The organism is Ciceribacter ferrooxidans, assembly GCF_004137355.1.
Classification (GTDB): Bacteria; Pseudomonadota; Alphaproteobacteria; order Rhizobiales; family Rhizobiaceae; genus Allorhizobium; species Allorhizobium ferrooxidans.
Map to the genome: position 1 here is coordinate 228,224 of NZ_SDVB01000238.1, position 21,659 is coordinate 249,882.

Consider the following 21,659-nt stretch of genomic DNA (forward strand, 5'->3'; position numbering starts at 1 on the left):
CTCCTTTGAGCTTGTCCTTCACCCCCGCTAACCGGTAATCACCCGACCCGGAGAACCCCGTGACACTTGCCCGCCTCGCGCCCATCCTCTTCGTGTTTCTCTGGTCGACAGGCTGGGTGGTGGCGAAGTTCGCCGACCGTTTTGCCGATCCGCTGACCTTCCTCGCGCTGCGCTACGCGGTTGCGGCTGTACTTTTCTACATGGTCTGCCGTTGGACGGGTGCGGCATGGCCGAAGAAGCCGGCGGCATTCTTCCATGCGCTGGTTTCCGGCGTCCTGCTCCATGGCTTCTATCTCGGCGCCGTGTGGTGGGCGATCGGGCAGGGTGTCCCGGCGGCGATTTCCGGCATCATCGCCGGCCTGCAGCCGTTGATGACCGGGATTGCGGCGAGCCGTCTGGTCGGCGAGCGGCTCACTCCGTCGCAAAGGTTGGGACTGCTGCTCGGCTTCATCGGCATCGCGATTGCGGTGCTGCCGAAGGTCTTCGCCGTCGACGCCTTTGCCATTCCCGGCTTCGCGGTTGTCGTCAACATCGTCGGCATGGCCTTCGTCAGCGGTGGCACGATTTACCAGAAGCGTTATCTGCACGAAGGTGACATCCGCACGGTCGCCACGCTGCAATATGTCGGCGCGTTCGCTTTGACGCTGCCGGCCGCCTACCTGGTCGAGGACATGCGGATCGAATGGAGCCTCGGGCTTTTTGCGACGCTCGGCTGGGCGGTGCTCGGGATTTCGATGGGGGCGGTGATGCTGCTCCTTTACCTGATCCGTCGCGGCGACGTGTCGAAAGCCGCCTCGCTCATCTATCTCGTCCCGCCGCTTGCCGCCGTCGAGGCGGCGATCGCCTTCGGTGAACAATTGACCCTCTGGATGATGGCGGGAACGGCGCTGGCGGTCATCGGCGTCTATCTCACCAACAGGAACACCCGGCCAAGTCCGGAATCGGGTGTCGGCGCCCGGCGGTGAGCGGTATCCGGAGCCTCCCTCAACAAAAGGAGAGAGGTTCATGCTGCAAGACAAGATCGCCATCATTACCGGAGCATCGAGCGGTATCGGGCGCGCAACCGCCTTGCGTTTCGCGAAGGAAGGTGCCGCCTTGGTCGTCAATGCACGCAGCGAAGACGCGCTTTCCCGCCTCGCCGACGAGATCGCGCGCACGGGCGCGAAGGTCGTTGCCGTTGCGGGTGACGTATCCGACGCGGAAACCCACCGACGGTTGGTCGATGCTGCCCTCGAAAACTTCGGCCGGCTCGACATGGCGATCAATAACGCGGGCACGGTCGGGCCCTACAAGCCGCTCGCCGATGTTACCCTCGAGGAATGGCAGGAGACGCTCGCCGTCAACCTGACCGGCGCGTTCCTCGGTGCGAGGGCGCAAATTCGCGCCATGCTCGAGACGGGCGGCGGCTCCATCGTCTTTACGTCGTCGTTCGTCGGCACGAGTGTCGGCATTCCGGGAATGGCGGCTTACGGTGCATCGAAGGCGGCGCTGATGGGACTGGTCAAGGGAATCACCGCCGATTACGGCGGAAGCGGTATTCGCTGTAATGCCCTGCTGCCGGGTGGTGTCGATACGCCGCTTGCCGGCGATGCGGCACAGAAGGAATGGGCGGCCGGCCTGCATGCGATGAAGAGGATCGCCGATCCGGAAGAGATCGCTGCCGCGGCGCTGTTTCTGGCGAGCCCCATGGCGAGTTTCGTCACCGGTTCGGCGCTCTATGCCGATGGCGGCAACGCAGCGGTGAAGTGAAAAGAGAAGAGGCGGCGGGTCGAAACCCGCCGCCTCTCTGAAATCAGGCTTCGCGGCGACGTCCGCCGGCATTGCCGGAGCGTGCGGGACGGCCCTGGCCGAAGCCGTTGCCAGAACGGTTGCCACCCTTGCGGTGACCCGGCTTGCCGGCCGGACGACCGTCGGCCTTGGCGCCGCCTTCGGACTTGCCGCGGCCCTGGCCGCCTTGGTGGTTGCGGTTGTTGCCGCCACCGCCGGCGCCGCCACGGCGCTGCGGACGAACCGGACGCGAGAGGTTCGCCGGCGGTTCGCCGGAGGCGACCGGGATGTCGATGCCCATCAGCTTTTCGATGTCGCGCAGCAGGCGGCCTTCATCGGGACCGCAGAACGCGATCGCGATGCCGTCGCGGCCGGCGCGTGCGGTACGGCCGATGCGGTGGACATAGGCGTCAGGCACTTCCGGAAGGTCGTAGTTGAAGACGTGGCTGACGGCCGGGATGTCGATGCCGCGGGCGGCAACGTCGGTTGCGATCAGCGTCTTGATCTCGCCGTCGCGGAAGCCCTTCAGCGCGCGTTCGCGCTGGCCCTGGCTCTTGTTGCCGTGGATCGAGGCGACCGAATAGCCGGTGATGTCGAGGTGCTTCATCAGCTTTTCCGCACCGTGCTTGGTGCGCAGGAAGACAATGGAGCGGCCGTCCGGATTTTCCGTCAGGATCTTCTTCAGCATCTCGGTCTTGGCGTTCTGGCCGGCGACGAAATGGACGTGCTGCTCGATCTTGTCGGCAGCCTTGCCGGGCGGCGTCACCTCGACTTTCGCGGGATTGGTCAGAAAGTTTGCGGCGAGATCGGCGATGGTCTTCGGCATGGTGGCCGAGAACAGGAGCGTCTGGCGCTTCGGCGGAACCATCTTGGCGATCTTGCGCAGGTCGTGAATGAAGCCGAGGTCGAGCATCTGGTCGGCTTCGTCGAGGACCAGGTGGCTGACATGGCGCAGCGTCACGGCCTCGCGGGAGATCAGGTCCAGCAGCCGGCCGGGGGTGGCGACGAGGATGTCGGTGCCACGTTCCAGCTGGAACTGCTGCTTGTTGATCGAGGCGCCGCCGACGACCTGGGTGATCTTGAGCGGCAGCTTGGCGCAGAAGGCGCGCAGGTTGTCGCCGATCTGGTTCACCAGTTCGCGGGTGGGGGCGAGGATGAGAACGCGCGTGGAGCGGGCCTGCGGCCGGGTTTCGCTCGCCATCAGGGCCTCGATGATCGGCAGGCCGAAGGCGGCCGTCTTGCCGGTGCCGGTCTGGGCGAGGCCGATCAGGTCCTGGCCTTCCATGACGAGCGGGATGGCCTGCGCCTGGATCGGCGTCGGGGTTTCGAAACCCAGGTGGCCGAGGGTCTTCACGATTTTCTTGGACAGACCAAGTTCATCGAAATTGTTCAAAGCATTTTGCCTTTCGGGGGCGCCAAAAACCATCGACCGGATCGCGGGCTTGCGAGCCGGTTGGCATTGGCGTCAAGAACCCCGCGTGATTTGGGAACTTGTAAGTTGGAAAAAGCTTCCAGCGCAGCGGCGGACATCTCCGCCGGTCAATTCACGCGCCTTGCCCTTCTTCGCGTCTCAGTTGTCGCTGGGCTCGCTCACGCGGCGGCCGGAAGGTGAAAGCACACGGGATGTGGGGCCTGCGGGCAGGAAAGTCAAGCAGTTATTTTGCAGCGCAGCGTGCCGGTTCGAAGCCGAGGATCACCCGCAGCCCGCCTTCCTCACGGTTCTCGATGCGCAAATCGATCTCGTAGGCGGTCGCGATATCGCGGACGATGGCCAGTCCGATCCCGGTCCCCGGTTTCTGGGTGTCGAGCCGTATGCCGCGCTCCGTCATCAGGCTAATGCCCTCGGCGTCGGCACCGGGACCGTCATCCTCGACGATGAGCACGGTTTTACCGCCCGTCTCGACATGGCGGACCGAAACCCAGCTACGGCTCCATTTGGAGGCGTTTTCGAGGATATTGCCGATCAGCTCGTGCAGGTCGTGCGGGTCGACGTCCAGCACCGTGTCCGGCGGTATCGAGACTCTCCAGTCGAGTTGCTCGCCGAGCGGTGTCCGTTTCAACGTTCTCACGATGGTCTGGACGGTGTTGCGGAGATCGGAGACGGAACGATGCAGCTCCGCATTGACGGCGAGGCGGCTGCGGGTCAGTTCGCGGTCGACATGGGCCTGCATGACGGTCGCGATATGGGCGAGTTCATGGGCAAGTTCGGTCTCGCCCTTTTCACGCAGCGTCTCTGCGTCATTGGCGAGAATCGTGAGTGGTGTCTTCAGCCCGTGCGCGAGATCGCCGGCGGCGGCGCGTGCCCGTGTGAGGATTTCCGACTGCGAATCGAGCAGCCGGTTGACGGCTTCGACCACGGGGCGGAGCTCCTCCGGAAACCGGCCCGTCAGCCGATCCGCCTTGCGCTCCCGGATGCGGTTCAGTCCCTCGCTGACCGACGAGATCGGACGCAGACCGAAAGTCAACTGGGCAAGCGAAGCGGCTATCAGGAAGATCGCGAGCGCTGCGGCGTAGGGCAGCATGTCGCGGGCGAATTCACCGCCGGCCTTCGCCAGTTCCGCAGCGTCGATGGCGGCTGCGATGCGTATTTCGCGCTCGCCCTCCGGGGCCGCCAGGATCACCTTGCGTTCCTGGACGATGAGATCTGATTCATCCGGTCCCTTCAGGTGATATCGGTGGATCTCTCCGCTTTCGTGGACATCGACCGGAAGGGCCAGCACGTAGTCCCACAGCGAAGGCGAGCGCAGCGTCTGCTTGCGCACGTCGTCCTCAGCCTGCCAGTAGAGTCCGCCATAGGGCATCTGGAAACGCAGGTCGGTTGGCGTTTTCGGCAGTTCGAGCTTATCCTCTGCCGTCACCCGCAAGGCGCCGGCGATGTTGTTGATGTGGTTCGTCAGCTCCTGGTCGACGCGCCGTTCGAGATTGGTCCTGAAGAGCTCGATGAAGACGAGGCTCGCCATCGTCAGGGCCAGGAGAACGCTGGCGACCGAGACGAGGAAGAAGCGGCTGCGGATGGAGTGCATCAGCCGGCATCTCCGGCGATGCGATAGCCGTAGCCGCGTCTGGTTTCTATGATCTCGCGGCCGAGTTTGCGGCGCAGGCGGCCGATCAGCACTTCGACCGAATTGCTCTCGCGTTCGAAGTCCTGTGCATAGAGCTGTTCGGTGAGCTCTGCCTGGGAGACGTTGCGCTGGCGGTTATGTGCCAGATGGACCAGACAGCGATATTCGAGCGGCGTCAGACTGACCGGCAATCCCTCGCGCTTGACCGACTTGGTCCTCGGATCGATTTCTATGCTGCCTATCATCATGACGGGCGTCGACTGGCCGCAGCTGCGGCGGATGATGGCGCGCAGACGCGCCAGAAGTTCCGGGACCTGGAAGGGCTTGGTGAGATAGTCGTCGGCGCCGGCGTCGATGCCTTCCACACGCTCCTGCCAGTTGCCTCGGGCCGTGAGGATCAGGACGGGCATGGCCCTGCCACCGCTTCGCCAACGCTTCAGAACGGACAATCCGTCCATACCGGGCAGGCCGAGATCGAGCACGACGGCGGCGAACTCTTCCGAATCGCCGGTGAACCAGCCGCATTCGCCGTCGGTTTCATGGGTCACGACGAAACCTTCGCGCTCCAGATGAGCGATAACGTTCCGGGCAATGAGCCGGTCATCTTCGACAAGCAGGAGCCGCATCAGTCGTTCTCGATATGCAGGATGCCGCCGGTCGCGGCGTCTATGTTGACTTCGACGACGCGGCCGTTCGGTTTCAGCACGCGGAACTCATAGACGGGGCGCTTGCCCTGGCGGAGGAGGTCGACGGAGACGATGTCGCCGCTGACGCGCTGGCGGAGGATCTTCTGAAGCGTCGCAAGAGACTTCATCTTGCCGAGGGCGACCGCCTTCTGGATACGGTCGCGGCTGTCGTCATGGTCACTGGACGAGGAGCTGCCGCCGCTTCCCCCGCCCGACCCGCCGTCGTCGCCGCCGCCGTCGCCACCGCCGTCGTCACCACCGCCATCATCGCCGCCGTCGTCGTGACCGTCGTCGCCGGAATCGCTGTCGGAGCTCTCGTGCCCATCATCGTGACCATCATCATCCGCATACACGTGTGGAGTCGTCGCCAGCAGGACGGTAGCAACCAGCCCTGCGAGCGAGAGTCGCGACAGCCAGTCCCCAAGTCTCCTACTCATGGACGCGATCTAGCATCTTCAAGCTGACATTTCCCTGACAATTGTCGTCAGTTATCGATCAGCATCCCTCGACTAGCTTCCACATCAACGGTCGGCGGCAATGGTGCCACGGCCGGTTGCAAAAGGATGTTCCCATGAAAAAGACCTTTATCGCTTCGATCTTCGCTCTTACCGCCCTCGGTGCCGTTGCTCACGCGGAAGAAAGCACCTCCTGCGACGTTGCGAAGGACAAGTGGATGGCCGAGGACGCCCTGAAGGCGAAGCTGACCGGCGAAGGCATGGAAGTCCGCAAGATCAAGGTCGAGAACGGCTGCTACGAAGTCTATGGCATCGACGCCAAGGGCGGCAAGGTCGAAGCCCTCTACAACCCGGAAACTGGCGAGCAGGCCGGCACTGCCGGAGCCGACTGATGAACGAAGCCGTGCGGAAAATGCCCGGCACTGCCTCCGGCCGCGTTTCGCGGCCGGAAGTGGTGAAAGTCTGGGACCCGCTGGTGCGGTTGTTCCACTGGTCGCTGGTCGGCTTCTTCGCCTTTTCGTACCTGACCGGCGACGAATGGAAATCGGCCCACATCATTTCCGGTTACGTGATCGCCGGACTGATTGCGTTCAGGGTACTGTGGGGGCTCTTCGGCAGCCACCATGCCCGGTTTTCGAGCTTCGTCTACAGCCCGTTCACGGTCCTGTCGTTCCTTCTCGATACCGCCCGCATGCGCGCAAAGCGCTACGTCGGCCATAATCCGGCAGGCGGGGCCATGGTGGTGGCGCTTCTCCTGATGATCGCGGGGATCGTCACCAGCGGCTACATGATGACGACCGACACATTCTGGGGCGTCGAATGGGTCGAGGAAGCCCACGAGATATTCGTCTACGCGACGCTCGCGCTGGTCGCGCTTCACATCTGCGGCGTCGTTCTCGCCAGCGTGGAGCACAGGGAAAACCTCGTGCGTGCCATGATCACCGGCTGGAAAAGGGCCGAATAAAAGAAGACCGGCGGCAGGCCTTCGCCTGGCGCCGGATGTCCCCTTCCGGAGCTCAGACCTCCGAAAAATGCCCCATCAGGTTGATCCCCGCGACATGCGCCATGAACGGCGCGAAGGCCGGGTCGCTCTCGACCTTCTTTGCCGCCGACTTCGCGTCGTCGAGCGACCGCCACGTCACCATGTCGGCGAGCTTGGCGCTGCCGTCGGCGGCGGCGAGCGTCCTCCAGCCGAGGTAGCCGGGGAAGGTGGAGAGAATCGCCTTTATGCTTTCGCGTGCGGCGATGGCGCTCTCCCGGTCCGCGACGTCGTAGACCACCAGTTCGTATGCCTTTTCCATGTCGTGCTCCTTGTCTTGACTGCCGGCCGGTTGACCGGATGGCGCGGTTTAAGCACAGTCCTGCTGACAGCCTTGTGGCCACAATCGTTCAGCCGAGTGCAGAATCATGCGTCCAGCCGACCGTCTTTTCCGAATCATCCAGCTGATGCGCGCCACCGGTCGGGCGATGACGGCGGCCGAGATCGCCGAGAAGATGGAGGTCTCCAGGCGCACGATCTATCGCGACATGGAGCATCTCGTCGGCTCGGGGGCGCCGATCGACGGCGAACCTGGCGTGGGCTACCTGCTACGCGAGGATTTCGATGCGCCGCCGCTGGTCTTCACCTTCGAGCAGTTGGAAGCGCTCGCTTTCGGGGTGCGGGCAGTGCAGATGCTGGGCAATGATTCGCTCGGCCGGGCGGCCCGCGAGGCGCTGGAAAAGCTCGAGGCGTCGCTGCCGAAGGAGCATGTCGAAAGACTGCGGCGGGCGCCGCTCCGGGCATTCCGCAGCGGCAGCCAGGGGACGATCCCCGCCTCCTTCGATCTCGTCCGGAAAGCGATTTCCCCTCGCCGCAAGATGGAGATCGGCTACCGCAGCCTGTCCGGAGCGGTGACCCGGCGCGTCGTCCGGCCGCTCGGCCTCAGCGCCTTCGGGAATCTATGGTTGCTGACGGCCTGGTGCGAACTGCGGGACGGCTTCCGGGACTTCCGTCTCGACCGCGTCGAAGACGCGATCCTGCTCGACGAGACATTTCCTGCCGACGCGGAGAAGAGCTTCGAGCGCTATCTGGATGGCCTTGCCGGGTGAATGGAGCGCCGGTCGCTCCTTTCAGGCTGGGGCAAGTCTTGCGGCGTAGCTTTCCCGCGTCTTCCCGTATCGAACACCTTCCTCGGTCCCGATTCTCTTGCTCCATCCCTCGTCTTTCCACGGCCGACCGACAACGAGCGCACAGTCCGACGTGCCTGCCGGCCGTTCGGATGCGGTGGTGACGGACCGTTTACCATTGAGCGGCATCTTCGCTTCGGGGGACGAGTGATGACGAAGGCGCGTGATTTGCTGGAAAGGGTGTGCGGCAAGATCTCTGATCTGCCCGATCCTGCATGCGTCAAGGACGGCGAGCTTCGTTACGTCGCGGCCAACGAAGCCTATGCGCAACTTTTCGGCCTTCATCCCGAAGAATTCACAGGCAAGATGGACGGGGAGCTTTTCGATCACGCAGCCTGGGGTGACCGCGACGACCGCGAGCGCCGCGCGGTCGTCTTCGGGGAGGAGCAGACAGTTCTGGTTTCCGATCGCGCCGGGCGGTCGCGTCGGCTGATGATCGAGCGGTTCTCCGACGAGGACGGCCGTTCATACCTCTTTGCGAAGGCCGGCGAGGTGGACGAGAGGCAGGCTGCTGTGCCTTTGGCGCCAACGCCGGACGCGGAGGAATCAAGCGCGTCCCTGCACCGCCAGATCGAGAGGCTGCTGCGTTTCCTGCCGGTCGGCGTCCTGTTGCTCAGCAACGAACTCGTCATCGAATACTTCAACGATGCCTTCGCAGGCATGCTCGGGAGCAGCCGGCCGGAACGGCTCATTGGTATGAGCTACCGGGATTTCGTCCGCAGGAACTATGATCGTGGCGTCTACCGGCACGGGGACGAGGTATTCGAAGACTTCTATGCCCGTCGGCTTGCACAGATCCTGAACGACAAGGGACAGGGCAGCACCGCGCAGTTCGAGACGACGCGGGGATTGGTGCTGTCCGTCGTCGCCCAGCATCTGGACGGCGGCAAGATACTGGTTACCTATTCGGATGTGACGCCATTGCACCGGCGTGAGCAGGAAAGCGTCCTCTATCGCACCACGATCGAGCAACTGCCGGTTCCCGTGTTCATTCGTGACAAGGAGCATCGCTTCATCTTCGCCAACAAGGCTTACGAAGAGATGCACCAGTGCACGCTCGAAAGCGTGTACGGGCTCGACGAGGAGCAGATGTTTCCGGAGCTCGGCGCGGAGTTCTACAAGGACAATGTCGAGGTGCTGCGGACCGGCGCCTTGTTCGAACGCGCCGCCGATGTGACCCTTCCGGACAGTCGCCCGGCGGCCATCGTCACCCGGATGAGCCGGATCATCACGCCCGACCAGACCCCATACCTCGTCGGCTCGATTTCGGACGTGACCTTGCTCAAGGCGCGCGAACAGCAATTGCTGGAAGCGCAAGCCCGGACCGAGAAGCTCTACGACGATCTCGTCAGCATCTTCCGAATCATGCCGGTTGGCGTCGCGATCCTCGACCGCGACCTGAACGTTGAGTTTGCCAACGAACAATGCGCCACAATATGGGCTTGGCCCGAAGGCACACCGCTCGAGGGCAGGCCGTTTCGCTACTATTGTGAGCTCAACAAGAAAAGAGGTTGGAGCTGGCCGGAAACCGAGTTCGAGGAAGGGTATCGGCAGCGTGTCGCCGCCTTCAGCGAACTTCGCGGGTCTGTGACCCGCGAGATGGCCTATGCCGACGGGAAGTACGTGCTGAGCACCGCCACGCGCCTCAATGGCGACCGAATCTTGCTGACATACGCCGATCTCACCGAGGTGCGGAAAAAGGAACGCGAAATCGGCGAGACCCAGGCCAAGCTCGAACAACTCGGCCAGTTCATGCACGATGCGACACGGGTGATGTCGCAGGGCCTCGCTTTCGTCGAGGACGGCGTGATCCTGCAGTCGAACGAGGCGCTCGCGCGTATCCTGAACGTCCCGGCGAAGCTCGTGGAACCGGGCCAGAGCTGGCATGCCTCCTTCGCCTGTTGCGCGCGGCGCGGCGATTTCGGCGCCGAGCCGATGGAACGGCTGCGCAAATGGCAGGAAAAGATCGAGGCGCAGAAGGGGTTCTCCGAGGTCTTCCTCGCCGATGGCAAAACCTGGGTCCAGGTCGATGCGACGGTGAGCAGCCACGGGCACTGGATGCTCGTCTATTCTGACATCACCGAGATGAAGAAGCGCGAGCAGGAACTGACGGTTCTTCTTGCGCGCAGCGAAGCGGCCGACAGGGCGAAGTCCGAATTCCTCGCCAACATGAGCCACGAAATCCGCACGCCGATGAACGGCGTGCTCGGCATGGCGGAACTGCTGGCCGGCTCCAATCTCGACACCCGCCAGAAGACCTTCGTCGACATTATTGTGAAATCCGGCAATGCCCTGCTGACAATCATCAACGATATTCTCGACTTCTCGAAGATCGACGCCGGACAGATGCAGCTGCGCAAGATGGCGTTTGACCCGATCGACGCGGTCGAGGACGTGGCGACGCTGCTTTCGACCGCGGCCGCCGAAAAGGACATCGAACTCCTCGTCGATGGCGATGCCGCCGCCCGCCACGTGATCATCGGCGACGCCGGCCGTTTCCGCCAGATCGTCACCAACCTGCTCGGCAACGCCATCAAATTCACCGAGAAGGGACATGTGCTCGTCACCCTTTCGAGCGAGCCCGCCGGAGACGGCGAGGTGACGGTGACGTTGAGGATCGAGGACACCGGCGTCGGCATTCCGGACGACAAGCGGCGGACGATCTTCGAGAAATTTTCCCAGGTCGATTCGTCCTCGACCCGCCGGCACGAGGGGACTGGGCTCGGGCTTGCGATCACTGCAGGCCTCGTCGGGCTCTTCGGCGGCAGCATCGACGTCGAGAGCGAACCTGGACTTGGCTCGGTCTTTACCGTCCGCCTGCCGTTCAAGACGGCCGGCAGCCGCCACCAGCACCGCACGCTGCCTTCGAACGTCGAGGGCGCGCGCGTGCTCGTCGTCGACGATAATGCGCTCAACCGGAAAATTCTTGCCGAGCAGCTCGTCGGCTGGGGATTCGATGGTCTGGCCGTCGACGGCGGTGCGGCTGCCTTTGCGATTCTCGAAGAGGCCTGCCGTCTCGGCGTGGCGGTCGATGCGCTGGTCATCGACGACCAGATGCCGGGCATGAGCGGCGTCGATCTGGCGCGCCGGGTTCGCGACGATTCTCGTTTCGGGGAGGTGGCAATCGTCTTCCTGACCTCGATGGACGCGGTCGGCGATGAACGTGCCCTTGACCGGCTCAAGGTCGACGCCCAGCTGATGAAGCCCGCCCGCAGCAACCTTCTGCGGAACGCGATCATCGATGTGGTACGCGCTGCGCGCCTTCGCCGCAGCCTCTCCACCAAGCACACAGAGCCGGGCCTCGTATCGGCCCGCCCGCGCTCCTTGCCCGCCGCGACGGCGCAGATGCAGGCGGATGCCGCCACGACCGGCTACGAAATCCTGGTGGCGGAGGACAACGAGGTCAACCAGATCGTTTTCACGCAGATCCTTCAGGCGGCCGGCCTGAGCTTTTCCATCGTCACCGACGGGCAGGCGGCCGTAAACGCCTGGGAGCGGCATTGCCCGCGTCTCATCCTGATGGACGTTTCGATGCCGGTCATGAACGGGCTTCAAGCAACGCAGACGATCCGTGAGTGCGAGAGGGTGGCGGGAGACGGCCGGCATGTCCCGATTATCGGCGTCACCGCCCATGCGCTCGACAGCGACCGGGACATCTGCCTCGGTGCAGGCATGGACGACTATCTCTCCAAGCCGGTCGGACCGGAACAGCTTGCCGCCAAGATGGAGCGTTGGCTCGCGGGGACCCGGGACGCGGAGAAGGCCGTCGGTTCAGGCGCCTGAACGGACCGGCTTCACACCGCAGAGCATTTCCCGCTTTCCGGCGAAGCCCTTTCGCCGTTCGACCTCGAAGCCTGCGGCAATCAGGTTCCGCCTGACGAATCCCGCCGCCGCATAGGTTGCGAAGGTGCCGCCTTCGACAGTCGTCGCGAAGACGGCGTTCATCAGTTCGGCCGACCACATGGCACTGTTGCGGGACGGTGCAAAGCCATCGAGATACCAGGCGTCGAAGGCAAGGTCGGTGCCTGTTACCGAGGCGAGGGCGTCGCCGCAGACGACCGTCAGTCGGGTCGCCTCGTCGAGGGCGATGTCGATGGTGCCGCCGGGTTCGGATGGCCAGAGCGCCGCCAGCGCCTCACGCTCCGCATCGATCTCCGGCCAGCGGGAGAGGGCGCGCGAAAGATCGCTCGCCGACATCGGATAAAGCTCGAAGGAGACGAAGTGCAGCACGCCGCCCGGCCTGCGGGTGAGCTTCCACTGCCGCCAGGTTTCGCAGGCATTGAGGCCGGTGCCGAAGCCGAGTTCGCCGATTCGGAAGAGCCCGTCCGTCTCCCAGCGCGAGGGCAGGGCGTTGCCGGACAGGAAGACATGGCCGCATTCGAGCCGGCCGTCCGTCTGGCAATAAAAGTGATCGCCAAAGGCGGCCGAATAGGGCATATCGCCCTCGTGCCACAGGAGCGTGCCGCTGTCGCCGGCCGTCGGTGTCGAAGTGGAACCTGTCATGCAACTAGCCGATACTGCTCATGTTCGCGCGGGTCAATCGCGCGCCAGCCTGCTGATCGTCGGTGGCGGCGTCATGGGTCTCTGGGCGGCCGTTCAGGCCGAGCGCCGCGGCATCGATACCCTGCTGATCGACAGCGGCGAGATCGGGCACGGGGCGAGTGGCGGCCTCATGGGTGCGCTCATGCCGCATATGCCGGACAACTGGTCGGACAAGAAGCAGTTCCAGTTCGAGGCGCTCGTCTCGCTGGAGGAGGAGATTGGTCGCCTCGAGCGTGAGACCGGCGTTTCGGCGGGCTACCGGCGCAGCGGCCGGCTCATCCCGCTGCCGAAGCCGCATTTGCGGGTGATCGCGGAGAAGCACGAGAAGGAGGCCGGCGAGCGCTGGATCGCCGGTGACCGCAGTTTCGCATGGGGCGTGCGTGACGCATCGCCCTGCGGAGACGGCTGGCCGGCGGCCGAACACGCCGCCTCGGGCCTCGTCTTCGATACGCTCGCCGCGCATGTCTTTCCGCGTCGCGTCTCCGCTCTTCTCGGCGCCTTCCTGCGTTCCGCACGGCATGTGCGAATTCGCGAAGGCGTCGAACTCGACCGCATCGATGCCGCTCGCGGCATTGCGACCCTCGCCACCGGAGAGGAGATCGCATTCGGTCATGCGATTGTCGCTGCCGGATACCGCTCGTTCCCGATCCTGGAGGCGCTCGGCGCACCGCTTCCCCGTCCGCTCGGACAGCCGGTGAAGGGGCAGGCCGCCTTGCTCGCCGCCGACATCGATCCCGACCTTCCGCTCCTCTATCTGGACGGTCTCTATATCGTTCCGCATGAGGGCGGGCGCGTCGCAGTCGGCAGCACCAGCGAAAACCGCTTTGCCGATCCCTTCTCGACCGACGAACAACTGGACGAGATCGTCGCGCGAGCGCGTATCCTCGCACCCTGGCTGGAAAAGGCCGCGGTCGTCGAGCGCTGGGCCGGCTTGCGGCCGAAGGCGATCGACCGCGATCCGATGGTGGGAGAGCATCCCGAACACCGCAACGTGATCGCACTGACGGGTGGGTTCAAGGTCAGCTTCGGCCTCGCGCACCGGCTTGCAAACGCCGCACTGCAGCTCGTCGAAGGCGTTACGCTGGTCCTTCCCGCGTCTTTTCAACTTTCCAGCCACATCGCCGTCGCTTCTCGTTAAGCGAGAAATTTCAACGGCCTCCCGTCGTCATATTGTCACGCAAATCACCTATCTGCTGCGTGTAACGGCGATTGCTAAAATGCGTCGCCAGGACGCCACGCGGAGAAGTTGCGATGCGGTATGCGATCTATTTCACGCCGCCCCCGGGCGATGCCCTGACTCATGCCGCGTCGGTCTGGCTCGGACGGAACGTCTTCAGCGGCCTTCCGGTCGATCATCCGGTCGTGCCCGGTCTCGGCCTGCACGAGATCGCCTTCCACACGGCGCTGCCGCGCCGCACCGGCTTCCATGCGACCTTCAAGGCGCCGTTCCGGCTGGCGGAGGGGCAGACCGAATCGTCGCTTCTCAACCGTCTCATGCGGTTTGCCGGCAGCATCGAGCCGGTCGCGCTGCCGCGGCTGGAGGTCGCCCGGCTCGGCGATTTCTATGGCCTCCTGCTCTCGAGGACCTGCCCGCCGCTCGACCACCTCGCGGCCTCTGTCGTCCAGGAATTCGATGCCTTCCGTGCGCCGTTCAGCGAGGCGGAGATCGAGCGTCGCAGCCCGGAAGGACTGTCGGCATCGCAGCTTGCCAATCTCCACCGCTGGGGCCACCCTTACGTGATGGACGAGTTCCGCTTTCACATGACGTTGACGGGACCTCTGCTCGGCAAGGATTTTCAGAGGGTGGAGGCGGCGCTTCGCCACCATTTCGATCCGGTGCTGCAGGAGCGGCCGGTGGTCGCCAATCTCGCGCTCTTCGTCGAGCGCGAGCCGGGCGCGCCCTTCCAGGTGCATTCGCTGCACCCGCTCGGCCGGATTTCGGTACGCAAGATCGCCTGACGGCCTGTCGCGATCGTTGATGTGGCGCTGCAGCATGCGTCGTCTTTTCCGTCTCGACATCGCCGGTCTCCATGCTTACCGTTCGGCATCCGCATGACGAAGGTGATTTGATGCTGAAGGACGATTATCCGCGGGATCTCGTCGGCTACGGCCGCACCGCTCCCGATCCGAAATGGCCGAACGATGCCCGCATTGCCGTGCAGTTCGTGGTCAATTACGAGGAGGGCGGCGAAAGCTCGATCCTCGACGGCGACCCGGCGTCCGAAAACCTGCTTTCCGAAATCGTCGGTGCGCAGCCCTGGCCGGGTCAGCGCAACCTCAACATGGAATCGATCTACGAATACGGCTCGCGGGCCGGCTTCTGGCGGCTCTGGCGGATGTTCACCGAGCGCAAGGTGCCGGTGACCGTCTACGGCGTGACGCTCGCGATGGCGCGCAATCCGGAAGCGGTCGCTGCCATGAAGGAAGCCGGCTGGGAGATCGCCAGCCACGGCTACCGCTGGCTCGAATACAAGGACTTTCCGGAGGAGGTCGAGCGCCAACACATTCTCGAGGCGGTGCGCCTTCACAAGGAACTGACCGGTTCGCATCCGCTCGGCATGTACCAGGGCAAGCCTTCTGAAAACACGCTCAGGCTCGTCATGGAGGAGGGCGGCTTCCTCTATTCCTCCGACAGCTATGCCGACGATCTGCCCTATTGGGTGAAGGGCGTGGACGGAAAGCCCTTCCTCATCATTCCCTATACGCTCGAAACCAACGACATGCGGTTCGCGACGCCGCAGGGCTTCAATTCCGGCGACCAGTTCTTCACCTATCTGAAGGACGCCTTCGACGTGCTCTACGAAGAAGGAAAGAACGGTGCGCCGAAGATGATGAATGTCGGTCTGCACTGCCGTCTCGTCGGACGACCGGGCCGCGCCGCGGCGCTCGCCCGCTTCATCGACTATGTGCTCTCGCACGAGAAGGTCTGGGTGCCGCGGCGGATCGAGATCGCCCGTCATTGGCACGAACACCACAAGCCGGACAGCATCTGACATGGTGACCCGAGACGACTTTATCTCGCGCTTCGGCGGCGTGTTCGAACATTCGCCCTTCATAGCCGAGCGTGCCTTCGAGGCCGGAGCCATTCGCGAACCTTTCACCGCCGCCAGCGTGCACGCGGCGATGTGCACGGCATTCCGTGCCGCGAGCGACGCGGAACGGCTCGATGTCTTGCGCGCCCACCCGGACCTCGCGGGGCGGCTGGCGATCGCCGGCGAACTGACCGAGGACAGTCGCAGGGAACAGGCCGGCGCCGGCCTCGACCGGCTGTCGCCGGCGGAGCACGCCCGTTTCACCGCGCTCAACGAGGCGTATACGGAAAAGTTCGGCTTTCCCTTCATTATTGCCGTGAAGGGGCTGAGCAGGGACGACATCCTGTCCGCCTTCGAAACCCGCATCGCCAACAGCCGCGAGCAGGAATTCGAGACCGCCTGTGCGCAGGTCGAGAAGATCGCCCGGCTTCGCCTCGAAAGTCTCATTCCGGAGAACGACTGACATGCCCGAAATTTCGACCGTCCTCCTGCCGGATTTCGCGGCAGGCTGCGTCAACCTTGCCTCGGCCGGCCTCGGAGCGAAGGGCGTCTATGCGACCGACGCGTTCTTCGCGCCGCTGGAGCGCATGCTGAACGACGTGCCGGCAAGCTTCGATCCAGAACTCTACGACGACAACGGCAAATACATGGACGGCTGGGAGAGCCGCCGCAAGCGCGTGCCCGGCCACGACTGGTCGGTTATCCGGCTTGCCATGCCGGGTCGTATCGCCGGCTTCGACGTCGACACGCACTTCTTTACCGGCAATTATCCGCCGCACTGCTCGATCGAGGCCGCCTACGTGGCGGACGGCGATCCGACGGACGCGACCGAATGGACCGAGCTTCTGCCGAAGAGCCCGCTCGGCCCTTCGGCGCAGCACTTCTTCGCGAATGCCGATCGGGAGCGGGTGTGGACGCATCTTCGCCTGCACATCTATCCCGACGGCGGCATTGCCCGGTTGCGGGTCTACGGGACGGCCTTTTTCGACTGGTCGAAGGTCGGCGCGGACGAGGAGATTGATCTCGCCTACATCTTTCACGGAGCCAAATCGCTGGCCTGGTCGGATGCCCATTACGGCCATCCCGACAAGATGCTCGAACCGGGGCGCGGCCTCAACATGGGCGACGGCTGGGAGACCAAGCGCCGCCGCGGGCCGGGTCACGACTGGGCGGTGATCCGCCTCGGCCATCCCGGCATCATACGCCGGGTGGTCGTCGACACGCACTTCTTCAAGGGAAACTATCCCGACACATGCGAATTGCTCGGCGCCTATCTGCCCGAGCTCGGCGACACGCTGTCGGAAGCCGACATTGCGGCGTCGGAGGCCTGGAAGCCGGTTCTTTCCCGCCAGAAGCTGGAGATGGATAAGGTCCACGAGTATGCCGGCGAGGCGATCACCGATATCGGGCCGGTTACCCATGTGCGCTTCGCCATGCATCCCGACGGCGGCGTCATGCGCCTGCGGCTTTTCGGTGTGAAGGCCTGATTTGGAATCCGGGGCGCGCTATTGCTTGCGCGCCTCTTCTTCTTCGCGGATCGCTTCCTCGTGATACCAGCTACCGCAGCCGCTGTCGTAGATCAGCGGACGGGGGCGGTTCTCCTGCGCGTCCTTCAGCCTCTGGATGTTGCGAACCGGGAACTCGTAGATCTTCGCAGATTCCCGAACGATGTTCGTCGCCATACTGCTGCCTCTCGTTTTCCATCGTGCACCGGGAACGCCCGAGCACGATGATTTGTTTCTAGCAGCTTTGAAAGCGGAATGCACATCAAATGTGCTATATGCCTAAAGTTTAGGCGCTTTTGCGTCAAAAACGATGCTGGGCATGAATTCATCACCGCGTTCTCGCGCCGGCGGTTAAAAGTGAGGCAGGTCAGCCTCCATGAGGCGAACCGAAATTGTTAAGGAATCTTCATATTTCGGGCCGGCCTTTACGCCCGCGCCTGCGACAAAACGTGCCGGTCCGCGCGTGCTCGACCGCAGTTGGCACGGTTCCTGCTTTCTTTGAGGCGGAATGGCGTCGCCCGGAGGTTCCACCTTTGTCGACGTCGGATGAGTGCCCACTGAAGAGAGACCAAGGATGACCAAGTACAAACTCGAGTATATCTGGCTCGACGGTTACAAGCCGGTAGCGAGCCTGCGCGGCAAGACGCAGGTCAAGGAATTCGACAGCTTCCCCACCCTCGAACAGCTCCCGCTCTGGGGTTTCGACGGCTCCTCGACGATGCAGGCCGAAGGTCACAGCTCCGACTGCGTGCTGAAGCCCGTCGCCGTCTATCCGGATCCGGCCCGCACGAACGGCGTTCTCGTCATGTGCGAAGTCATGATGCCGGATGGCGTCACGCCGCATCCGTCGAACAGCCGTGCCACCATTCTTGATGACGAGGACGCCTGGTTCGGCTTCGAACAGGAATACTTCTTCTACGAAAACGGCCGTCCGCTCGGTTTCCCGGAACAGGGCTTCCCGGCGCCGCAGGGCCCGTATTACACCGGCGTCGGCTACAAGAACGTCGGTGCGATCGCCCGCGAGATCGTCGAAGAGCACCTCGACCTCTGCCTCGCCGCCGGCATCAACCACGAAGGCATCAATGCCGAAGTGGCCAAGGGCCAGTGGGAATTCCAGGTTTTCGGCAAGGGCTCCAAGAAGGCTGCCGACCAGATCTGGATGGCACGCTACCTGCTTCTCCGCCTCTGCGAAAAGTACGGCATCGACGTCGAGTTCCACTGCAAGCCGCTCGGCGACACCGACTGGAACGGCTCGGGCATGCACTGCAACTTCTCGACCAAGTACATGCGCGAAGTGGGCGGCAAGGAATACTTCGAAGCCCTCATGGCTGCCTTTGCCAAGAACTGGAAGGAGCACATCGACGTTTACGGTCCGGACAACCACCTGCGTCTGACCGGCAAGCACGAGACGGCTCCGTGGAACAAGTTCTCCTACGGTATTGCCGACCGCGGCGCCTCGATCCGCGTTCCGCATTCCTTCGTCAACAACGGCTACCGCGGCTATCTCGAAGACCGCCGTCCGAACTCCCAGGGCGACCCCTATGCGATCGCCTCGCAGGTTCTGAAGACGATCTCGGAAGTTCCGCTGGCGGCTTCTGCCGCGGCCTGAAGCCCGACGAACGAACTGACATTGCGGCAGCGCCGGCGAAAGCCGGCGCTGTTTTCGTTTGCGCGGGCCTTCGCTATATTGGCGAAAGGAGACAAAGCGATGCGCCCCTCGGAAGCATTGGAGAAGAACAGGCAGGCGATCCGCGAAGCGACGAAGCGCTTCAACGCGGCGAACCCGCGTGTCTTCGGCTCGGTTGCCCGCGGGGAGGATCGGCCGGACAGTGATCTCGATATTCTGGTAGACGATCTTCCGGGCTCTACGTTGTTTACTCTCGGGGGACTACAGTCGGCGCTGGAAGACCTTCTGCAGGGCGTCCCTGTGAATCTCCTTACCCCAGGTGATCTCCCACCGGAGATCCGATCGCGAGTATTAGCCGAGGCGAGACCGGTATGAATGCCTCAGAACGCCTGCCGTTACTGCTGCGGGAGATGAGGCAGGCTGCCGGCGAGGCCAGGCAGATGCTGGGAGACCGGTCGTTCGAAGAGTTCGAGCGTGATCTGGTGCTGCAGCGGGCCATCGGCATGATCCTGCTCATCGTCGCGGAAGCCGCAAGCCAGGTGACAGCGAAGGCTCCCGAATTTGTCGCCGAGCACCCGGATATACCCTGGACGGCTATGCGCGGTATGAGAAACCGCATGGCGCACGGTTATCTTTCGGTCAATCTACGTGTGGTATACGAGGCCGCTCTCGTCGAGGCGCCGGCTTTGGCCGCGACGCTGGACGGCATTCTCAACCGATCCGCGCAAGGGGAATAGGATTGTCTCAGGCCCTCACGGTCCAGCCTCTCACTGCCGAAGCCTTCGCGCCCTTCGGTGAGGTGATCGAGGCCGATCCCTCGACCATGCGTCTCATCAACGGCGGCACGACGGAACGCTTCCACGCACTGTTTTCGCCGGACGTCGCGGGCGAGGGTGCACGGGTGATCGTCAACATCTTCCGTGGGCAGCCGCGCGCCTTCCCTTACGAAATCGGCATGATGGAGCGTCATCCCCTCGGCAGCCAGAGCTTTTCTCCGCTTTCCGGACGGCCCTTTCTCGTCGCCGTTTCATCCGACGAGGATGGAAGGCCGGGGTGCCCGCAGGTTTTTCTCGCGCGGCCGGACCAGGGCGTCAACTATCGCCGCAATGTGTGGCACCATCCACTGATCGCCGTGGGAGCCGTGAGCGATTTTCTCGTCGTCGACCGCGACGGGCCCGGCAACAATCTGCAAGAATACTTCTTCGATACCCCGTTCACGATTCTGGAGCCGCATTTATGACTGGTCTCACCACCCATGTTCTCGACACCGCGCTTGGAAAGCCTGCCGAGGGCATGAAGATCCAGTTGCTTCGCATGAACGGCGAGGAGGCGGAGATCATCTGTACCGTGTTCACGAATGCGGACGGACGCATCGACGGAGGTGCGATCCTTTCCGGCGAGGATTTCAAGGTTGGCCAGTATGAACTGCTCTTCCATGCCGGCGACTATCTGCACGGACAGGGCGCGCCGCTGACGGTTCCCCCCTTCCTCGACGTGATACCGATCCGGTTCGGCGTCTGCGATCCGCAGGCGCACTACCATGTCCCGCTCCTCCTTTCGCCCTACGGATATTCGACCTACCGGGGCAGCTGAGCGATGATCTTCGCCGTGATCGCCGACATCCACGGCAATCATCTCGCCCTCGAGGCGGTGCTGGAGGATATCCGCCGGCTCGGTATCGACGCGATCGTCAATCTCGGCGATTGCTTTTCCGGACCTCTGGAGGCCGGGAAAACGGCAGAAGTCCTGCTCGGACTGGGTCTTCCGACCGTGCGCGGCAACCATGACCGCTACCTCGTCGAGCAGTCGGTGGAGGCGATGGGACCGTCGGACGCTCACGCTTTCCGGCAGCTCGACGAGCGCGGTCGGGACTGGATCAGGGACTTGCCGTTCGACATGGTCTGGCGGGACGAGGTCTATCTCTGTCACGCGACGCCGAAGGACGACAGCACGTACTGGCTGGAGACGGTTACGTCCGAAGGGCACGTCGTGTCGCGTCCGGCTACCGAAATCGAAGCGTGGGCGGCGGGCGTTTCACAGCCGCTCATTCTCTGCGGCCACACCCATCTGCCCCGCACCGTGCGCCTTTCGGACGGGCGCCTCGTCGTCAATCCCGGCAGCATCGGCTGCCCGGCCTATACCGACGATCGGCCCTATCCGCACAAGGTCGAGGCCCGCAACGTGCATGCCTGTTACGCCGTCTGCGAGAAGCGCGGCGATGCCTGGGCGGTTGCGTTCCGGCAGGTGCCCTACGATCACATGGCGATGGCGGAGCTCGCCGCCGCGAATGGACGGCCGGACTGGGCGAGCGCTCTCGCCACGGGCTTCATCCGGTAGCAGGAAGAGCGCGGTCTACGGCGCTTCCCCTCAGAAGTGTTCACCCGAGCGGAACGGGCCGACGCGGATGCCGGCGGCGACGAGGTAGGCCGTCGACCAACCGATCAGCAGAAAGCCGCACACCCCTTCCAGAGCCGTGAGCATGCGCCAGTCGGAATGGGCGACGATGTCGCCGTAGCCGACGGTGGCGAAGGTAATCGTCGAAAAATAGAGTGCTGTCGGAAAGTCGGACATGATTCCTAACAGTTCGTAGCAGAGCGCCCACAGCCAGACCTCACAGGTCAGGACCGCGAAGACGCCGATGACGACGCTGTTCATCGCGATCATGTGGCTGCGGTGACCATGCAGTCTCCAGCGATCGGTGATCCAGCCCATGGCGTGGGTCACCCAGATCAATCCGAAACTGTGGATGACCACGTTCAGGGAGATCATCACGGTTCCGACGAAGAGGTTCAGCATCAGCCAGGCCATGATTGATCT

25 protein-coding genes are annotated in these 21,659 nt (G+C 63.6%); 17 read left to right on the top strand and 8 right to left on the bottom strand.

Annotated features, from left to right (window positions below; all coding sequences use genetic code 11):
- Positions 1-59 precede the first annotated feature (59 nt).
- Both EUU22_RS12025 and EUU22_RS12030 read left to right on the top strand, forming a co-directional pair.
- Positions 60-965: a DMT family transporter gene (locus EUU22_RS12025; protein ID WP_129332222.1), complete on the top strand. Its 906-nt coding sequence runs from the start codon at positions 60-62 to the stop codon at positions 963-965.
- Positions 966-1,005: 40 nt separating this feature from the next.
- Positions 1,006-1,749, top strand: coding sequence for an SDR family oxidoreductase (locus tag EUU22_RS12030; RefSeq protein ID WP_129332223.1), 744 nt, complete (start codon positions 1,006-1,008; stop codon positions 1,747-1,749).
- Between the two features lie 43 nt (positions 1,750-1,792).
- On the opposite strand, the gene EUU22_RS12035 is transcribed toward EUU22_RS12030, so the two are convergent.
- From EUU22_RS12035 to EUU22_RS12050, 4 genes are all read right to left on the bottom strand, one after another.
- On the bottom strand, positions 1,793-3,193 hold the full coding sequence (locus EUU22_RS12035; RefSeq protein WP_129332224.1) for a DEAD/DEAH box helicase: 1,401 nt from the start codon (positions 3,191-3,193) through the stop codon (positions 1,793-1,795).
- Between the two features lie 229 nt (positions 3,194-3,422).
- Positions 3,423-4,790 (bottom strand): sensor histidine kinase, encoded by a 1,368-nt coding sequence (locus tag EUU22_RS12040; RefSeq protein WP_245485013.1) that lies wholly within the window; start codon positions 4,788-4,790, stop codon positions 3,423-3,425.
- Positions 4,790-5,455 (bottom strand): response regulator transcription factor, encoded by a 666-nt coding sequence (locus EUU22_RS12045; protein ID WP_129332226.1) that lies wholly within the window; start codon positions 5,453-5,455, stop codon positions 4,790-4,792. The genes EUU22_RS12040 and EUU22_RS12045 overlap by 1 nt, the downstream gene beginning before the upstream one ends.
- The gene (locus EUU22_RS12050; protein WP_129332227.1) at positions 5,455-5,952 is read right to left on the bottom strand and encodes a PepSY domain-containing protein; all 498 of its coding nucleotides are present in this window, start codon (positions 5,950-5,952) and stop codon (positions 5,455-5,457) included. The genes EUU22_RS12045 and EUU22_RS12050 overlap by 1 nt, the downstream gene beginning before the upstream one ends.
- A gap of 134 nt (positions 5,953-6,086) precedes the next feature.
- On the opposite strand from EUU22_RS12050, the gene EUU22_RS12055 reads away from it, so the two are divergent.
- Both EUU22_RS12055 and EUU22_RS12060 read left to right on the top strand, forming a co-directional pair.
- Positions 6,087-6,362: a PepSY domain-containing protein gene (locus tag EUU22_RS12055; RefSeq protein WP_129332228.1), complete on the top strand. Its 276-nt coding sequence runs from the start codon at positions 6,087-6,089 to the stop codon at positions 6,360-6,362.
- Positions 6,362-6,934, top strand: a complete 573-nt coding sequence (locus EUU22_RS12060; protein WP_129332229.1) for a cytochrome b/b6 domain-containing protein — start codon at positions 6,362-6,364, stop codon at positions 6,932-6,934. The genes EUU22_RS12055 and EUU22_RS12060 overlap by 1 nt, the downstream gene beginning before the upstream one ends.
- Positions 6,935-6,986: 52 nt before the next feature.
- Here the strand turns inward: EUU22_RS12060 and EUU22_RS12065 are convergent, their stop codons facing one another.
- A complete protein-coding gene (locus EUU22_RS12065) occupies positions 6,987-7,271 on the bottom strand; it encodes a hypothetical protein (RefSeq protein WP_129332230.1) in 285 nt (94 codons plus the stop codon).
- Positions 7,272-7,377: 106 nt separating this feature from the next.
- On the opposite strand from EUU22_RS12065, the gene EUU22_RS12070 reads away from it, so the two are divergent.
- The gene (locus tag EUU22_RS12070; protein WP_129332231.1) at positions 7,378-8,058 is read left to right on the top strand and encodes a helix-turn-helix transcriptional regulator; all 681 of its coding nucleotides are present in this window, start codon (positions 7,378-7,380) and stop codon (positions 8,056-8,058) included.
- A gap of 228 nt (positions 8,059-8,286) precedes the next feature.
- Complete coding sequence (locus EUU22_RS12075) at positions 8,287-11,919, top strand: PAS-domain containing protein (protein WP_165351157.1); 3,633 nt, start codon at positions 8,287-8,289, stop codon at positions 11,917-11,919.
- Here EUU22_RS12075 and mnmC2 read toward each other — a convergent pair.
- Entirely contained in the window at positions 11,908-12,639 is a 732-nt protein-coding gene (mnmC2, locus tag EUU22_RS12080) for a tRNA (5-methylaminomethyl-2-thiouridine)(34)-methyltransferase MnmC2 (RefSeq protein WP_129332233.1), read from the bottom strand. The genes EUU22_RS12075 and mnmC2 overlap by 12 nt on opposite strands.
- Between mnmC2 and EUU22_RS12085 the strand changes: the two genes are divergently transcribed.
- The 5 genes from EUU22_RS12085 (at position 12,638) to alc (ending at position 17,197) form a co-directional block, all read left to right on the top strand.
- On the top strand, positions 12,638-13,816 hold the full coding sequence (locus EUU22_RS12085; protein WP_129332234.1) for an NAD(P)/FAD-dependent oxidoreductase: 1,179 nt from the start codon (positions 12,638-12,640) through the stop codon (positions 13,814-13,816). The two genes, mnmC2 and EUU22_RS12085, sit on opposite strands and share 2 nt — an antisense overlap.
- Positions 13,817-13,929: 113 nt before the next feature.
- The gene (locus tag EUU22_RS12090; protein WP_129332235.1) at positions 13,930-14,637 is read left to right on the top strand and encodes a DUF1045 domain-containing protein; all 708 of its coding nucleotides are present in this window, start codon (positions 13,930-13,932) and stop codon (positions 14,635-14,637) included.
- A gap of 110 nt (positions 14,638-14,747) precedes the next feature.
- Entirely contained in the window at positions 14,748-15,671 is a 924-nt protein-coding gene (gene puuE, locus EUU22_RS12095; RefSeq protein ID WP_129332236.1) for an allantoinase PuuE, read from the top strand.
- A 1-nt stretch (position 15,672) separates the two neighbouring features.
- A complete protein-coding gene (gene uraD / locus EUU22_RS12100; protein ID WP_129332237.1) occupies positions 15,673-16,173 on the top strand; it encodes a 2-oxo-4-hydroxy-4-carboxy-5-ureidoimidazoline decarboxylase in 501 nt (166 codons plus the stop codon).
- A 1-nt stretch (position 16,174) separates the two neighbouring features.
- The gene (gene alc, locus EUU22_RS12105) at positions 16,175-17,197 is read left to right on the top strand and encodes an allantoicase (protein WP_129332238.1); all 1,023 of its coding nucleotides are present in this window, start codon (positions 16,175-16,177) and stop codon (positions 17,195-17,197) included.
- A gap of 18 nt (positions 17,198-17,215) precedes the next feature.
- On the opposite strand, the gene EUU22_RS12110 is transcribed toward alc, so the two are convergent.
- A complete protein-coding gene (locus tag EUU22_RS12110; protein WP_129332239.1) occupies positions 17,216-17,392 on the bottom strand; it encodes a DUF2735 domain-containing protein in 177 nt (58 codons plus the stop codon).
- A gap of 397 nt (positions 17,393-17,789) precedes the next feature.
- Here EUU22_RS12110 and EUU22_RS12115 point away from each other — a divergent pair, with 397 nt between their 5' ends.
- From EUU22_RS12115 to EUU22_RS12140, 6 genes are all read left to right on the top strand, one after another.
- Positions 17,790-18,824: a glutamine synthetase beta-grasp domain-containing protein gene (locus EUU22_RS12115; RefSeq protein WP_129332240.1), complete on the top strand. Its 1,035-nt coding sequence runs from the start codon at positions 17,790-17,792 to the stop codon at positions 18,822-18,824.
- 99 nt (positions 18,825-18,923) lie between these two features.
- Positions 18,924-19,217: a nucleotidyltransferase family protein gene (locus tag EUU22_RS12120; protein ID WP_114361235.1), complete on the top strand. Its 294-nt coding sequence runs from the start codon at positions 18,924-18,926 to the stop codon at positions 19,215-19,217.
- Complete coding sequence (locus tag EUU22_RS12125) at positions 19,214-19,579, top strand: HepT-like ribonuclease domain-containing protein (RefSeq protein WP_129332241.1); 366 nt, start codon at positions 19,214-19,216, stop codon at positions 19,577-19,579. Before EUU22_RS12120 ends, EUU22_RS12125 begins: the two co-directional genes overlap by 4 nt.
- Positions 19,580-19,581: 2 nt before the next feature.
- Entirely contained in the window at positions 19,582-20,082 is a 501-nt protein-coding gene (locus tag EUU22_RS12130) for an ureidoglycolate lyase (protein ID WP_129332242.1), read from the top strand.
- Positions 20,079-20,435, top strand: coding sequence for a hydroxyisourate hydrolase (gene uraH / locus EUU22_RS12135; RefSeq protein ID WP_129332243.1), 357 nt, complete (start codon positions 20,079-20,081; stop codon positions 20,433-20,435). The genes EUU22_RS12130 and uraH overlap by 4 nt, the downstream gene beginning before the upstream one ends.
- Positions 20,436-20,438: 3 nt before the next feature.
- Complete coding sequence (locus tag EUU22_RS12140; RefSeq protein WP_129332244.1) at positions 20,439-21,179, top strand: metallophosphoesterase family protein; 741 nt, start codon at positions 20,439-20,441, stop codon at positions 21,177-21,179.
- A 30-nt stretch (positions 21,180-21,209) separates the two neighbouring features.
- Here the strand turns inward: EUU22_RS12140 and EUU22_RS12145 are convergent, their stop codons facing one another.
- Entirely contained in the window at positions 21,210-21,650 is a 441-nt protein-coding gene (locus tag EUU22_RS12145) for a potassium channel family protein (RefSeq protein ID WP_129332245.1), read from the bottom strand.
- Positions 21,651-21,659: the final 9 nt, after the last annotated feature.